Here is a 15,603-nt window from a genome sequence, read left to right as displayed (position 1 = left end):
TGAATGACGTTTACGATACATAGGAGTGAGTGCTCTTACTGAAAAAGTTTTTCCACATTCCTTACATTTTAATCGACCTTGTTTAAAATTATGGCCAATTATATTACCTTTATTGTAGTGTAATCGAGCATGGCAGTGTTCGTTTACACTACAAAAATCCTGTGTTTTTATTTGCATTGTAATACAAATTACTTACTCAGGATTTTATTTTTTGATGACTAACAACACTTAACTAGTGTGCTACCGTGTATTCGAAAAGAAGCTTTTTTTTGTCAAAACTTTTACATTTTGACACTTTTATATATTCTAATATTCTGTATTTCTACCAGAAGCTGTAATCAAACCTTTTAATTTAGAATTAAAACTTTTCTGTTTGATTAACTCAGCACAAGACATATGCATTCTATATCTCCAGTAATGATGTTTAATAGCAGGTACATTAATACGCTCATCTTCTGGATTCTCTCTTCTTAATTCGCCATCAATAGCTAATAAATCTTGAAGAGGGAAAATAGTCCACATAGAATCAGCATATAAATGTTGAACTAATATTTGTTCAGCAATCCAAGGTTCACAATCTTGAGGTGCTTCTCCCCAATTTCCTAAGATTTCATTATAGAACTTTTGCGTATCACCTCTATCTTCTGTCCACCAACCTCTAACAGTTGACATGTCATGTGATGACGGTGAAGCTACTGATTCATACGGGTAATTAGAAGGGTGACCAAAAGAAATTGTAGGATCTTTCGGCATTCTTTGAATTTCTAAACTAAGAATTTCTAGTTCTGTCATTACCCCTGGAACACAATCAGGAACCATTCCTAAATCTTCTCCACAAATCAGCATGTTTGTTGCTTCTTTAATCGCTGGAAGTTTTTCCATTGCTTGTGAAGCCCAAAGTTCTTCTTGACGTTTGAAGAAATAATCAACATATAAATCCCAGAAGATTTGCTTTTGGAAATGATCAAGCTCATTGAAAGTTTTAGACTTATCCATTGTTACACGAGGTGCATAATGCATACCATCAGTATAACCTAAAGCAGGTATTAAAAGTACTTCATTATGAAGACTATATAAACCATCTCTAACAGCTTCAAGATTCGCTTTATCCGCTCCTTTTTTAGACATTAAAGTATTGAAATGTGCTTGAATTTTCACTTGAGAATCAAAATTCTCAACAAAATCATAAGCACCATTGTATTTTCCTTTGAAGAATTCTTTCTTCACCCATTCTGTATTATCACCAAACATTTCATATAAGAAATGCTCTCTAATATAAGGTTTACAGAAACGATCAAAATCAAACCTAACTCCTCTACTTTCAAACTCATTTAAATGAAGTGGTAATGCAGGTCTGAATTGGCCTAATAATCCCTGAACAGAATCAATTGGAATCTCCCAAATTCTAAAAAATCCTAGAATATGGTCAATACGGAAAGTTTGGAAGTATTGAGAAAGATGTGTCATTCTACTTGTCCACCAAGCATAACCGTCTTTTTTCATTGTATCCCAATCATATGTAGGGAAACCCCAGTTTTGACCATTAACAGCAAAATCATCTGGAGGAGCACCTGCTTGACCATTCATATTATATAAATGAGGAGCAGTCCATGCATCTGCAGAGTATCTATAGATACCAATTGGAATATCACCTTTTAATACCACACCATTATCTTGTGCATATTCAGATGCTTCTAATAATTGTGCATGTAAATGATATTGTACAAATACATAGAAGTTTACTTCATCTTTTATTTTAGACTTAGGTGCAAATAATTTGGCTACCTCTTTTTCATTGTATTTGGCATAATCACCAAATTGAGAAAAATCAGGTGTTTTGTATTTGTCTCTTAAATAACAAAAAGCTGCATATGGTAATAACCATTCTTTTTGTTCTTTAATGAATTCTTTTACTTTGGCTCCTTTTAAGAAACTTGCTTTTTTCTCTGACCAAATTTCTCTTAAATAATCCATTTTTGCATTCATTACTGCTTCATAGTCCACAGTATCTAATGCATTTAATTTCTTTTTAAGATTTTTCAGCTTAGTCATCTTCTTTTTATCCTTTAATGCACCTACTGCTTCAAGGTTAACATAAATTGGATGCAAAGCATAAACCGAAACCGATGCATAAGGATATGAATCTACCCATGTATAAGTAGCCATTGTATCATTCACAGGAAGGATTTGAACCAATCTCATTCCTGTTTCTTTTGACCAATCAACTAGACCTTTGATGTCAAGAAATTCACCAACTCCTAAGCCTTGTTCAGTTCTCAAAGAAAATACCGGAAGAGCTACTCCCATTCCTCTCCAGTCACGTTTGTCATATGCAAAACGATGATCAGCAAAACGGACATAAGTTTTAGGGTCGTTTTCTTGAATATCAAATGTATGATCAAATCCTCCTTCTAGCTCAACATGACTACTGTCTTTTGTTGAAACTAAAACGTATTTATATTTTAATTTATGATGACTCTTTTTAATTGGAGTAGTTACGGTCCATAAATTACGCTCTTTATCGTAATTCATCGAAAGGGCATTTTTAATATCCCAATTTCCTAACTCATCTACAGAACCTACTACTTTAGCTACTAAATCGTTATTAATACGAGGTACATTTACTTCGAAAGTATAATGAGTATCCTTTGATGATTTTTTAGCGGCTTTTTTCTTTGGTGCATTTGTAGGGAAAATCACATCAAAAGCTGCAGTATCATAAGCATTTGAAGTCTCATGATATGGATTCCATGCATCCTGAAGAATATAATTTTTGAATTTTGTCTTTTCTAATTTAACAACCCTAGGTGTACCATCTTCTTTATATACAATCCCGTTTGATTTGTCTGAAAGAAAATAATTGTAGGTAAAACTCTTAGCTTTAGTTTTTGAGAGGTCAATTTCAGCATACCAAGTTCCACCTCCAAGGTAAGACATTGGAAGAGCATTTTCCTGCTTATTCTTACCGAGACTAGGCAAAGAACCTACAATATATAATTGTTGCCCAAATTGAGTATTGTAATGTATTTTAAATGTCGCTTTCATTAAAGAACGATTTATTAACTTAAATTCTTTTGCTGATTAAATGGTTACCGCACCACTATTATTAGCTAAAATACTATAATGTTTTTCGTATTAAAAAGGGAATTTAGATCTATTTTTAGTTTTTTTTTACGCAACGGTTTGCGTTATGGATTGCATGATTAAAATCATCTAATTTAATCTTGGGTTGATCCACAAAAACAAGTTTTCACCACCTTTTAATTAACGATAATTGAATTAATTAAACTTACTTCTCCATTCTTAATTTCAATAAAATATTTCTCATCTATCAACATATTTGATAAATCTATGGCTGTAATAAGTGACTCATTTTTAACCAATTGAAATGATTTAAAATAGATTGTTTCCCCTGCAACATTATACACATTACAAGAAATTGGATGATTAATATTTAAATCTCCAAAAATTAATTCCAAAGGTTTTTTCTGGGATAAAGAAGTAAATAAATTGATCTTTATTTGTTCTTGATTAATTGGATTAGAAGTTTTTGCTACTACTTGATTAAATCCATTTTTTTCGAATTGAACAATTCTGTATTTCGATGAAGGATTCGAATCAGTAAACAGAAATTCATTATTCGTTGTTTTATCAATTTTCACCTTCTTCACCCAAGCACCTTGTTGATTTAAACCTTGAATAATAAATTCACTATTTTTTTCTAAGTAAATATTTTTAATACTTAAATAGGCTTTATCATCTTCATAAAAACATTGTATAATAGTTTCCTCTTTATCTGAAGGTTGTGATAAAGTTGAAATATTTGTGATTGATAAGAGAATAAAAAAAAGTATTGATTTCATAATCGAAATGAGCATTAAGTTGTACTCCTCGTGATTGAAACCAATACTTTTCTAAAAAAGTTTATTTTCTTCCTAAAATGAATCTATAGATCTTTTTTAATATTTGAATAATACCATCTTTAGTAAAGGGATAATATCTATGTTTTTTTTCAGTTGCAAGAATATATTTTTTAGCTGCATCATAATCATTCACTAAATCATTTTGTGTATTCTTAAACCTAAAAACAGATCTAACAAACTGATTTCCAGTAATTAAATCAAAACCTTTAAGACTAAATAAATTCACTAATGATTCTAATGTAAAATGTACAGTATGAGCATTTTGAAAATAATGTAAAAAATTAGCACTGTAGTTTTGGTGAATAGCTTTTACTCCTGGAACTTCAATATATACCATCGAATCTTGGTGGAGATTTTTTTGTATTGCATCTAATTCATTACCAAGATCAAGTATATGTTCCATTACATGTGAGTAGATAATTAAATCCGGCTTTCTTTCTAATACAAGATTACTTAGGATATCTACATTTAAATCTAAACCATATGTTTCTCGACCGTAATTCACATATTCCCTTCCTAAATCAATACCCTTTACATCATGCCCTTTTTCTTCAAAATATTTAAGAATTCCACCTGCTCCACAACCTACTTCAAACACAAAAAGAGGTGTATCACCAATTAATTTATTGTCTTCTAAATAATCATAAATTAATTTCCCTCTTTTCTTTTGATCATTAAAAAAATCGATAGTTGCCGTTTCTTGAGCTCCATACAATTTCCTGTATTCTTCATTATAAAACTCATTATAACTTTCTTGGGTCATTCTTGGGCTAGTATAGATTAATCCGCAACTTGGGCAAAGGTTTGTTTCAAAATATAAACCATATCTATCTTTTTTTCCAATCACTTCTTTTTCAGAAGTATGACAAATAGGACAATCTATATTTTCAAATTTATAGGCCCCATTGTCTACTTTTTGGGTAACCTGATTTTTCATTTGAATTTGAAGTGAATTAAGTTTGAGTTCAGATATATTGTCGTTTCTTAATCTTTCTAAGAGCATAATTAAGTAGTTATTGTTGTTTATTTTTCCAGTTGTTCGATCATACCGATTATTCGTAATGCTTTTTCTTCCTCATTAGGTGCATTATAAATCCAGTTAATGAATTTTCGTTTAATGTCAGCACTAAGCTGATGAAAATTCTCATTTACAACTTTCGATTCCATTTCAATACAAGATACAATTTCTTCAGGTATTTTTATTTCAGATTCATCTAAAATTAATATTATAGCCACACTATCGCCAGCTTCTTTTTTTATTTTTTTTCGAATTGACGCTTTTACAGGCAAAAAAAGTTCTCCATTTCTCATAGGCATCAACTTAGTACCATCGAGCTCAAAATCATCAATAAAACCGTTTACTCTAACCCAACCAAATGGATTATTTTTTGGTAATTCTAACCCTGGTAAAGCAACATAAGTCCACCCTCCTTTGGTTTTGAATTTTTCTAATTGAAAAGTGCCATTGATGATTTCCATTAAGTTATAGATTATAATTGAAGCCGAATATTTTTATGTGATCACGTTCAAAATCTAAGTTTTCATCACGAACAAAGCCTAATTTTATATACATATTCCAAGCTACCTTCATAGGCAATGTTGAATGTATGATAAGGTTCGTTCTTTTTAATTTTCTTCCTTTTTCAATACAGAAACTTACCAGCTGCTTTCCTATACCTTTTCCTTGAATTGAAGATTTAACCGTCAATAATCTAAATGCACAAGCATTTTTGGTTTTATGTTCAATGCCTTCAACACCATAATTTGATAAATTATTCATAAAAACAACAGCTCCCACAATCTAATCACCAATTAAAGCTACAAATACTGTTGTTTCATCAGTTTCGTCTAACTTCCCTACATTCTTTAGCATTTCATAATACTCTGGCATTTTATTCTCATCAGGAAAACCATCCAACTTTTTATATTCTTGAACCATTAGTTTTCCTGTAGCAATATATTCTGATTTTGAAATTTCTCTGATTTCAAGCATAATTAATCCTTTAATATCATTGTCGTAAGATCTAAAAGCTCATTTTTAGTTTTGAACTCTTGATTTTCAACATAGATAGCGCCACCTGTTTTTAATGCTAAATCAACATATTGTTTGTTTACGATAGGCCTACCAACCCTATCAAAAGTAGCTTTGTTTAATATGATTTGAATTGGTTTATTAATAGCACTTAATAATGAAAAGTCTCGTATGGAAGAATTATTATCAGCCACTAAAATAAATGTATTCGCATCATTAAACTTCTTTTGAGCGTAAAGAATAGCCTCAAAATCATTCTCTGTAAGATCACCTCCATCGCCACTTTTCTTTACATGGCTCATTAAATCAAAGACTGGAATAACTCTTGAATCCCTAATTGAATACACACCACCAGTTTCTCCAATTACTTTTTGAGAGGTAATTTTTGTATCGCCATCGTTGAAAAACACAAACCCAACAACCTGATCCTGTGCCCTTTCCTTTATAAGCCATGACAATAAATCAAGAGTATATGGATACATACTGCCCGTCCAATCACTTATTATGACAGACTTATTCCAATTATCTCTGTTCTTCTCAAAAACTTCAGAAGTTACAGTTACTATTTCATCTTCAACTTTGAGTTTTTTATCGACAAGGTGTTCAAACTTTTTATCAATCCCCTTTCTTCTTTTTTTCTCCATTTCTGGAGTTAAATCTTTTCTTGGGTGTTTACGGTAATATACAATTATACCATGAAACATTGAGGCAAAATCTTCTTTTGAATCACCTTTTGTTTGCTTGATTATTCTCCATCTAATTACAGGATCATCAATTGCCCCATCAAACCAATTTGCAAATTGTTCAATTCGATTTGTATTTAATTCTGAAAAGTCAAAATCTTTAGGATGATCAGTATATACCAATTGAACAGAATCAATTTGAAGTCTTTTCACCTCTTTTGATTCAGGTAGTTCATTTATTAAAAATTGACCATAGTCCATAGGTAAAGTGAAAAAGTGTTTTGTTGAATCAAATTTCACTTTATCAACAGTCCTATACCCTGCCCTAAAATACAATTGACGAGCAGATTGAGTCCACCCATCAATTGACATAAAAAATAATATTATTATGATTAGCCATTGGCTATTTCGTCCAATTCCATCCATCGCATCATTTTCTCATCAGCTTCTTCCATTACAAAACCAAGGCGTTCTGAAATTTCTCTAATTTCATTTACATCAGAAACTGATCCATCAGATAATTTAGCTTCTAAGCTTTCTTTCTCTTCTTCAAGAACTTCAATTTCTTGCTCTAAAGCCTCATATTCTTTTTGTTCTTTATAAGAAAGCTTTTTTGTATTTGTTTTAGGTCGTTCTTTTTTCTCTAATTGTTGTTTTCTATCCTTCTCCTCTTTTACAGCAATCTTTCGTAACTTTTCTTGCTCATCCATGTAAGCTCTATATTCCGAATATTTACCATTAAAGTCTTTAATAATCCCATTGCCTTCAAAAACGAAAAGATGGTCAACCAATTTATCCATGAAATAACGGTCATGGGTAACAACAATTACACATCCCTGAAATTCTTCCAAGAAGTCTTCTAACACACTTAAAGTGGGAATATCAAGATCATTTGTTGGCTCATCAAGAATTAGGAAATTCGGATTATGCAGAAGAATTGTACACAAGTATAATCTCTTTCTTTCTCCACCACTTAGAGTAGAAATGTAGGAATGTTGTTTTTCAGGAGTAAATAAAAATCGATTAAGTAATTGTAATGGTGTTAGAGAAGTTCCATCAGATAAAGTATGATTTTCAGTGATATCTCTAACTACATCAATTACTTTTACATCCTCATCAAAAGAAAGTCCTTTTTGTGTATAGTAACCGTATACAATTGTTTCTCCTTTTGTGATAATTCCAGAGTCTATTGATTCACTACCTGTTAGCATGTTTAAGAAAGTAGACTTTCCTACACCATTATTACCAACTATACCTACTCTTTCTCTTCTTTTAAACACATAAGAGAAATCCTCAACAATTTTCTTATCTCCAAATGCTTTATTTACATGTTCAAATTCAAGAATTTTCTTACCAAGGCGAGACATATTTACAGCGATTTCAGCTTTTTCTTCAACCTTACCACTCTTTGCAGTTTTTTTAAGGTCTTTAAAGGCATCCATTCTGAATTTTTGTTTTGTCCCACGAGCCTTTGGCATTCTACGCACCCAATCTAATTCTTTACGCATTAGGTTCTTTGCCTTTTCGACAGTGGCTGCATGATTTGCTTCTCTTTCAGCTTTTTTCTCAATATAGTATGAATAATTACCTTTATGATTATAGATAATACCATCTTCTAATTCAAGAATTTCATTACAAATTCGATCTAGAAAATACCTATCGTGAGTGACTAAAAGAAGGGATAATTTTGAACGTGTTAGATATTCTTCTAACCATTCAATCATATCAAGATCAAGGTGGTTGGTAGGCTCATCAAGAATTAATAAACCTGGTTCCTCAATTAATATTTTACTTAAAGCAACACGTTTTTGTTGGCCACCAGACAAAGCTTTCATTGGAGCTGTTAAGTCTTGGATTTTAAAAGCGGTCAAAATTTGTTTGACTCTAGCTTCCGCATCCCAAGCTTTTAACTCTTCCATTTTTTGAGTTGCTTGATCTAATTGTTTTAAAGTTGTTTCAGAATAATCATTAGCACTATCAGATAATGCTTGTTCATAATTTCTTACTGCTGAAATTATTGGTGAATCACTTGAAAGCACATAATCTAAAACAGATTGATAAGGTTCAAATTTAGGTTCTTGCTCTAATAAACCAACAGTAATATCTTTATTGACAGCTATTTTTCCACTATCTAAAGATTCATTTCCTACAATGGCATTTAATAAGGTAGATTTACCACCACCATTTTTGGCGACTAGAGCTACTTTCTGACCTTTTTGAATCCCAAAACTTATATTTTCATAAAGGGGCTTGTCACCCCAATATTTAGTTGCACTATCTACTGAAATTAAATTCATTTATCTTTTTGCTATTTTTTTTTTGCAAAATACTACATTAAATCAAAAGCATTATCATCTTTTCATTCATTAGTAATTGCTAAATAATAGAAAATTCAATCCTTCGGTTTTTTTCTTTTCCTTCTTCTGTAGTATTATCTGCAATAGGCTTTTTCTCTCCATACCCCACGGCAGTTAATCTATCTTTATTAATCCCGTTTTTAATCAGGTAGTTAACTACAGCTTCTGCTCTTTTTTGAGATAAATTCAAGTTATAATCATCAGAACCTACATCATCTGTATGTCCAGAAATCTCTACTTTAACATTAGAGTTGTTAATCATAAAATCTCTAATCTCATTCAGTTCTACATCACTTTTCTTTTGTAATGTATATTCATTAGTATTAAAGAAAATATTATGTAGAGTAATGTTTGTACCTTGTTCCACTCTTTGTAAAAAGATGTCTAATGTTTTCCCTTCTACACCTGTATTATGCATATCAAAAGTTAGACTCTGGAATAAGTAACCAGGTTTTGAAACATATAATGCATATTCTTGATCTTGATTTAAAACAATTAGATATTTCCCAGTTTCCTCATCAGAATTGACAATGGATTCTGTTTTTTCATTATCCAATTTTTTTAGTTCAATTAGAGCCTTTATTGGTGTTTTCGTCACAGCATCATAAACTACTCCTTGCAAATATGAACTTAAAGCCGAAGGGATTATCTCTTTCGGAAGTGTGAATTCTACTAACTCACTTGTCCTTTTGTTGCCATCAATTTGTTCCTTTGAAAAATATCCTTTTGTTCCATCTGATGATACAATCAAAGAAACTTGTTCAGAATGATCATTTATAGGATAGCCTAAATTTGATGGTAATGACCATCCATTTGAATTACGTTCACTTTTAAATAAATCTAATCCACCAAATCCTAAATGTCCATCTGAAGCAAAATAAAGAGATGTACCATTGGAATGTATAAAGGGTGAAATATCATCTTCGACTGTATTTATTTCTTTACCAAGATTTATTGCCGAAGTCCACTGATTATGGTCTGATAAATACGAAACCCATATATCTTTTTTTCCCTGACCTCCTCTACGGTCAGATACAAAATATAATGTTCTTCCATCAGCCGATAAAGAAGGTTGAGATTCCCAATCTCTTGAATTAATATTAGGTCCCAAATTCTGAGGTTTTGACCATTTATCTCCTACTTTTTTTGTAATAAATAAATCACAACTACCATAACCCATTCTATCTCTTGTAGATTCACATGAAGTAAAGATCATTATCGTTCCATCAGCGGAAATTGAACACGTTCCTTCATTATATCGTGTATTCAGCTCTTCAATTGCTACAGGTTCAGACCATTCATTATTAAAAAAAGTGACTTTATAAATGTCTTCTCCTTCTGCTTTACCTCTTGTGGTAAAATACAATTCCTCTCCATTTGCTGTAATTGCAGGAAAATATTGTTGCTCCTTTTGATTGACTTTATTACCTAATGAATTTGGTGAATAAGGCAATTTATTATCCATATTCTGAAGAGCATAGTTAGAAGATGCTATAATTTTATTCGCTGATCTAATCTCTCTATATTTTCTATTAGAAGGATTAAAGTTTAAAAAATTCTGTGCGAATTGTATTGCTTCCTTATAATTACCTAATGACCATTCATACTCTGCAAGAGATAAATGTGCCAACATGAATTTGGATTGATCATCACAACAATTCATTAATTTTCTATAAAGTGCTCTAGCTTGATTATAATCTTTTTCAAGGATATTTAAGTAAGCCAATAAGTAATAACTATCTCCATTTGTCGTATCTGCTTCGATTGACTTCTGCAAATATGATTTTGCATCAACAAAGTTTCTTTCACTAATTGCTTTCTCTCCTTTCTCATATAATTTCTTTGATTTTGAATTCTGAGCGAAAGAAAATGTAGATAAAAAAATTAGTAGTGTAATTAAAAAAAATATCCTCATCTGATTATGTAAAAAGTTTTTCTGCCATTTCCGCTACAGTACCAACAGGTATAACCTTCATCTTATATTTCTTAATGTCTAGACCTTTAATGTTATATTTTGAAATATACATCTCTTTAAAACCAAGTTTTTCGGCTTCGACAATTCTATTTTCAATTCTAGAAACAGCCCTAACTTCACCACCCAAACCTACTTCTGCTGCTAGACATGTCGTAGATTCTATTGAGATATCTTCAAAAGATGAAATTAAAGAAGCAACTACTGCTAAATCAATTGCAGGATCTTCTACTCTTAATCCTCCTGCAACATTTAGAAATACATCAGAAAAGTTTAATTTATAACCACTTCTCTTTTCTAAAACCGCCAGAAGCATATTTAATCGTTTAGCATCATACCCTGTTGGGCTTCTTTGAGGGTTTCCATATACTGAAGGTGTAACGAGAGATTGAATCTCAACTAATAATGGTCTATTACCTTCCATAACCGTACCAATAGCTATACCGCTCAATCCATCATCTCTTTGAGATAACAGTATTTCAGAAGGATTACTTACTTCTCTCAATCCACTTGCAATCATTTCGTAGATCCCTAATTCAGATGTAGATCCAAATCTATTTTTAACGGTACGAAGGATTCTATACGTCATATGACGATCCCCTTCAAATTGAAGCACTGTATCAACCATATGCTCAAGTACTTTAGGCCCTGCTAAACTTCCTTCCTTTGTAATATGACCAATCATTAATACAGGAGTACCAGTATCTTTTGCAAAACGTATCATTTCTGCAGCACATTCTTTCACTTGAGAAACACTACCTGCTGCTGCTTCTAAAAATGGAGAAACTAATGTTTGAATGGAATCTACTACCATGACATCAGGAGTCATTTTTTCGACATGTGTGAAAATTTTAGAGGTGTCTGTTTCAGTTAGAACATACGTTTCTTTAGATGAATAAGGTAATCTTTCAGCTCTCTGTCTAATTTGTTGCCCACTTTCCTCTCCTGATACATATAACACTTGTTTATCTTTCAAAGATAAAGCAATTTGTAACATCAAAGTAGATTTCCCAATACCAGGCTCACCCCCAATCATAACTGCTGATCCATGTACAATTCCACCTCCTAAAACACGGTTTAATTCTTCGTCTTGCGTTACAATTCTACCTTCTTTTTCAAATTTAACTTCATTAATTTTGATTGGCTTTGCGGTTTCTTGTTTAGCATTTACATATCCTCCAGACCTATCAGTTGAAGATGACATTTTCCAACTACCTTTCTTAGGCGTTTCATCTTGAATAATTTCTTCCACAAAAGAGTTCCACTCATTACATGATGGACATTTCCCTTGCCATTTTGGAGATTCAAACCCACAACTTTGACAAAAATATGCTGATTTTACCTTCTTCGCCATTTCAGTATTTTATTTTAAAATAAATAGTTTGAAACTACTTACTATGTATGTTAAGCTTAATTTTTCACTTAAAGTATTAGTGCTTTAAGTATGTTTTTATGAAAAAAATTATATTCCTGTACGATAATATGCATAAATAAGGTAAATTCGATATTACAGACCTATTTTTTCAACATAGATTTTTTTGATCTAAGATAATTTTGATAGAAAGATGCTAGAATTAGTTACATATTCTAAAAATGACCCTCTTTTATTTACACAGGTTGCCTTTTGGGTACTCTTTGGTGCGATCATTATTACCTATCAATTTATTTATAAGAATATTACTGCTAGAAACTACCTTCTATTAGCGGCAAGTATGTTCTTTTATTATAAGTCTAGTGGCTTCTATTTTATTTTATTGATTTTCTCAACTATTGTTGATTTTTACATTGGCAATGCCATATTCAATTCTACAGATAAGCAAAGGAGAAAAAAACTCGTATTCTTAAGTGCTTTTATTAATCTCAGTTTATTAGCTTATTTTAAGTACACTTTTTTCTTTACTGAAGGATTAAATGAGTTATTTGGATTCCATATTGAATCTGAAAATTACCTTGCTGTTTTCGTCAATTCAATTTTTGGTACAGCAATGGACACGTCCAATATTTTCTTACCAATTGGGATATCATTTTATACATTTCAAACGATAAGTTACTCCGTAGATATTTATAGAGGCGATATAAAACCTGTGGATTCAATTTGGGATTTTGCACTATTCGTTAGTTTTTTTCCTCAACTTGTCGCTGGCCCAATTGTTAGAGCATCTGAATTTATTCCTCAAATATATAATGCTTATAAAGTTCGTGAAAGTGAATTTGGACATGCTTTATTCCTAATTATTGGTGGTCTTGTAAAAAAGATTCTGATATCAGATTATATCTCAATCAATTTTGTAGATCGTATTTTTGAATCTCCTTGGTCTTATTCAGGTTTTGAAAATTTAATGGCTGCTTATGGGTATGCTATTCAAATTTATTGCGACTTTTCAGGGTACACAGATATAGCAATTGGTGTAGCAGTTTTACTTGGATTTAAACTCCCGTTAAATTTCAATTCTCCTTATAAAGCCTTAGATATTACTGATTTTTGGAGAAGGTGGCACATCTCTCTTTCTTCTTTTCTAAGAGACTATCTATATATTCCATTAGGTGGAAACCGAAAAGGAAAAATTAGAACTTATATAAACTTAATCATAACCATGCTATTAGGTGGGTTGTGGCATGGTGCACATTTCAGATTTATTATATGGGGCGCTTTACACGGATTTGGATTAGCCATTCATAAAGTCTGGAAAGAAAATACCAAAGGTAGAATTCCTCAAAATAACTATACAAAGTATATTTCAGGTTTTATCACCTTTCATTTTATTTGTTTTGCTTGGATCTACTTCCGTGCTGAAGACATGCAACATGCTTCTAGTATGATTTCTCAGATTACAACAAATATTGATTTATCAATTGCAATGGAAGTCATTGTAGCCTATCGTTTAGTTTTTTCAATTATGCTATTAGGATTTGTAATACACTGGATTCCTCAAAAATGGAAAGATACTGTTGCTATAGAGTTTATTGCTATGCCTGACTTCGCAAAAGCTAGCTTCTTATTTTTTATTGGTTTTGTTCTGTTTCAAAGTAGATCTTCAGATATTCAGCCTTTTATTTATTTTCAGTTCTAAAAACACTTAGTAAGATAATTGTCATGATTGAAGATAAAAGTATGGTTATAGTTAACTTATGCATTACTTCTTGTTCTACAAAAATCAATACACTACATGTACTTACTCCTACTAATATCAAATACATAAAAAGCTGAAATTTCGATATTAATTTTATGTTCTTATTTTTCAATAAATAAGGCCAAACTCCATAAATAAGATAAGAAACTAAAGTGCATATAGCCGCACCTTTTATTCCAAAATAGTGGATCAAAATAATATTTAAAGTAATATTAATTACAGTGATTATGGTAGATAATTTAGATAGAAATGTTGTTTCTTCTTTGTACTCTAAAATTGCATTAGATACAATTGATAACGGTCTGTAATTTATTGCCATAATAAGAAAAATAGCAATTGGATAAATTTCTGTTAGTTGCTTATTTCTAATTAAAAGATCAAAAATTTCTTTTGTCCAAATAGATAGAATTATAGTTCCCAGTAAAAAAAAGAGTATGCTTGAAAATAAGATATTCTTTATTCTTTTGTAATTTTTTGTTTGATATAATTTTACAATAAGAGGTGCTAAAGCAATGTCATATCCTTTACTTAGTTGAAACATTCTGTTTCCAATAGAATTACTTAGATTATATCTACCAATTTGAGTAATAGGCACTCCCATCCATTCAAGAAGAATACGATCTGAAGATTCTAGTATATAGGAAGAAAAATGATAAGGTACTGTTTTTAAACCTTTTACAGATAATACTTTTAATTTAGACCATTTCAAAAATATTGGATGCAATTTCAATTTATAAAAAACATTTACGAAGGTTAATCCCATCATTATTGTCCCCAAACTATTTGCATAAATCCACCCCATGAAACCATAATTTTGGATAACAATGGCGTAATAGTTCATTCCTACTACAAGTAGTCCAACAAGAATTGTTCTGTAAAAAATTGGTTTGGCATTTAAAGTCAAATGATAATAGATAGAACCTATGAATGAAAAAGTGGAACTAAAAAGAATGGGTATACTTGTCCATAGTAAAATTTCTATTTTTAAAGTTCCTACCGAATTAGGTATAACAAACCACAGAACAATATTTTGGAAAAGAAGAAAAGGAATATTCCAATAGATTAATAAACCAAGGATTTTCCTCCAATGCCAGGAATATTTATTGGGGTAATAATAATAAGCGTTTGAAATCTCTACTGTTAATCCTAAAAATTGAAGAATAGCAAAACCTGAAAGTAAAGCGTTAATGACACCATATACACCATAATCTGTAGCAGTTAATTTTGGTGTCAAAATTGGTAACATCAACATATTCACTAATCCAATGATTTGTGGAGCAACACCATAAATGAAACTATTTGATAGGATTTTTTTCAGCATAGAAATTTCATTCAACAAACCATCAAATAAATAGGAATAAAAATTGTATTCAAACTTTTAACTTAATTATTCGTTTCTACACTTATTTAAAATGAAATAGCAGACATTTTTCTAAGAAAATTTAGTAAACGTTATTTTAAGTTCCCTATTTATTCATATTTTTGTTCATTAATTTAGACTTACA

12 protein-coding genes are annotated in these 15,603 nt (G+C 31.0%); 1 reads left to right on the top strand and 11 read right to left on the bottom strand.

Going from position 1 to position 15,603, the window contains the following annotated elements:
* Positions 1 to 306: 306 nt before the first annotated feature.
* From ACXAHM_RS23845 to radA, 10 genes are all read right to left on the bottom strand, one after another.
* On the bottom strand, positions 307 to 3,045 hold the full coding sequence (locus ACXAHM_RS23845; protein WP_474965965.1) for a 4-alpha-glucanotransferase: 2,739 nt from the start codon (positions 3,043 to 3,045) through the stop codon (positions 307 to 309).
* A 215-nt stretch (positions 3,046 to 3,260) separates the two neighbouring features.
* Positions 3,261 to 3,863, bottom strand: coding sequence for a hypothetical protein (locus ACXAHM_RS23840; RefSeq protein ID WP_474965963.1), 603 nt, complete (start codon positions 3,861 to 3,863; stop codon positions 3,261 to 3,263).
* Between the two features lie 61 nt (positions 3,864 to 3,924).
* A complete protein-coding gene (locus ACXAHM_RS23835) occupies positions 3,925 to 4,860 on the bottom strand; it encodes a class I SAM-dependent methyltransferase (protein ID WP_474965961.1) in 936 nt (311 codons plus the stop codon).
* A gap of 86 nt (positions 4,861 to 4,946) precedes the next feature.
* Positions 4,947 to 5,402, bottom strand: a complete 456-nt coding sequence (locus ACXAHM_RS23830; RefSeq protein WP_474965958.1) for a DUF1905 domain-containing protein — start codon at positions 5,400 to 5,402, stop codon at positions 4,947 to 4,949.
* A 4-nt stretch (positions 5,403 to 5,406) separates the two neighbouring features.
* Positions 5,407 to 5,703 carry a GNAT family N-acetyltransferase gene (locus tag ACXAHM_RS23825; RefSeq protein WP_474965955.1) on the bottom strand — a complete coding sequence of 99 codons (297 nt, stop codon included), beginning with the start codon at positions 5,701 to 5,703 and terminating at the stop codon, positions 5,407 to 5,409.
* Positions 5,704 to 5,724: 21 nt separating this feature from the next.
* Positions 5,725 to 5,916 (bottom strand): hypothetical protein, encoded by a 192-nt coding sequence (locus ACXAHM_RS23820; RefSeq protein ID WP_474965953.1) that lies wholly within the window; start codon positions 5,914 to 5,916, stop codon positions 5,725 to 5,727.
* A gap of 2 nt (positions 5,917 to 5,918) precedes the next feature.
* A complete protein-coding gene (locus tag ACXAHM_RS23815; RefSeq protein ID WP_474965951.1) occupies positions 5,919 to 7,010 on the bottom strand; it encodes a hypothetical protein in 1,092 nt (363 codons plus the stop codon).
* 20 nt (positions 7,011 to 7,030) lie between these two features.
* Positions 7,031 to 8,935, bottom strand: a complete 1,905-nt coding sequence (gene abc-f, locus ACXAHM_RS23810; RefSeq protein WP_474965948.1) for a ribosomal protection-like ABC-F family protein — start codon at positions 8,933 to 8,935, stop codon at positions 7,031 to 7,033.
* Between the two features lie 79 nt (positions 8,936 to 9,014).
* Positions 9,015 to 10,910, bottom strand: coding sequence for an OmpA family protein (locus ACXAHM_RS23805; RefSeq protein WP_474965945.1), 1,896 nt, complete (start codon positions 10,908 to 10,910; stop codon positions 9,015 to 9,017).
* Positions 10,911 to 10,914: 4 nt separating this feature from the next.
* Positions 10,915 to 12,321: a DNA repair protein RadA gene (gene radA, locus ACXAHM_RS23800; RefSeq protein WP_474965941.1), complete on the bottom strand. Its 1,407-nt coding sequence runs from the start codon at positions 12,319 to 12,321 to the stop codon at positions 10,915 to 10,917.
* Positions 12,322 to 12,532: 211 nt separating this feature from the next.
* Here radA and ACXAHM_RS23795 point away from each other — a divergent pair, with 211 nt between their 5' ends.
* Positions 12,533 to 14,038: an MBOAT family O-acyltransferase gene (locus ACXAHM_RS23795; protein WP_474965938.1), complete on the top strand. Its 1,506-nt coding sequence runs from the start codon at positions 12,533 to 12,535 to the stop codon at positions 14,036 to 14,038.
* On the opposite strand, the gene ACXAHM_RS23790 is transcribed toward ACXAHM_RS23795, so the two are convergent.
* A complete protein-coding gene (locus tag ACXAHM_RS23790; RefSeq protein ID WP_474965935.1) occupies positions 14,019 to 15,419 on the bottom strand; it encodes a lipopolysaccharide biosynthesis protein in 1,401 nt (466 codons plus the stop codon). The two genes, ACXAHM_RS23795 and ACXAHM_RS23790, sit on opposite strands and share 20 nt — an antisense overlap.
* Positions 15,420 to 15,603: the final 184 nt, after the last annotated feature.

Source organism: Flammeovirga sp. AWQ4_249, from assembly GCF_056161045.1.
This window is presented reverse-complemented; position numbering and strand designations above follow the sequence as displayed.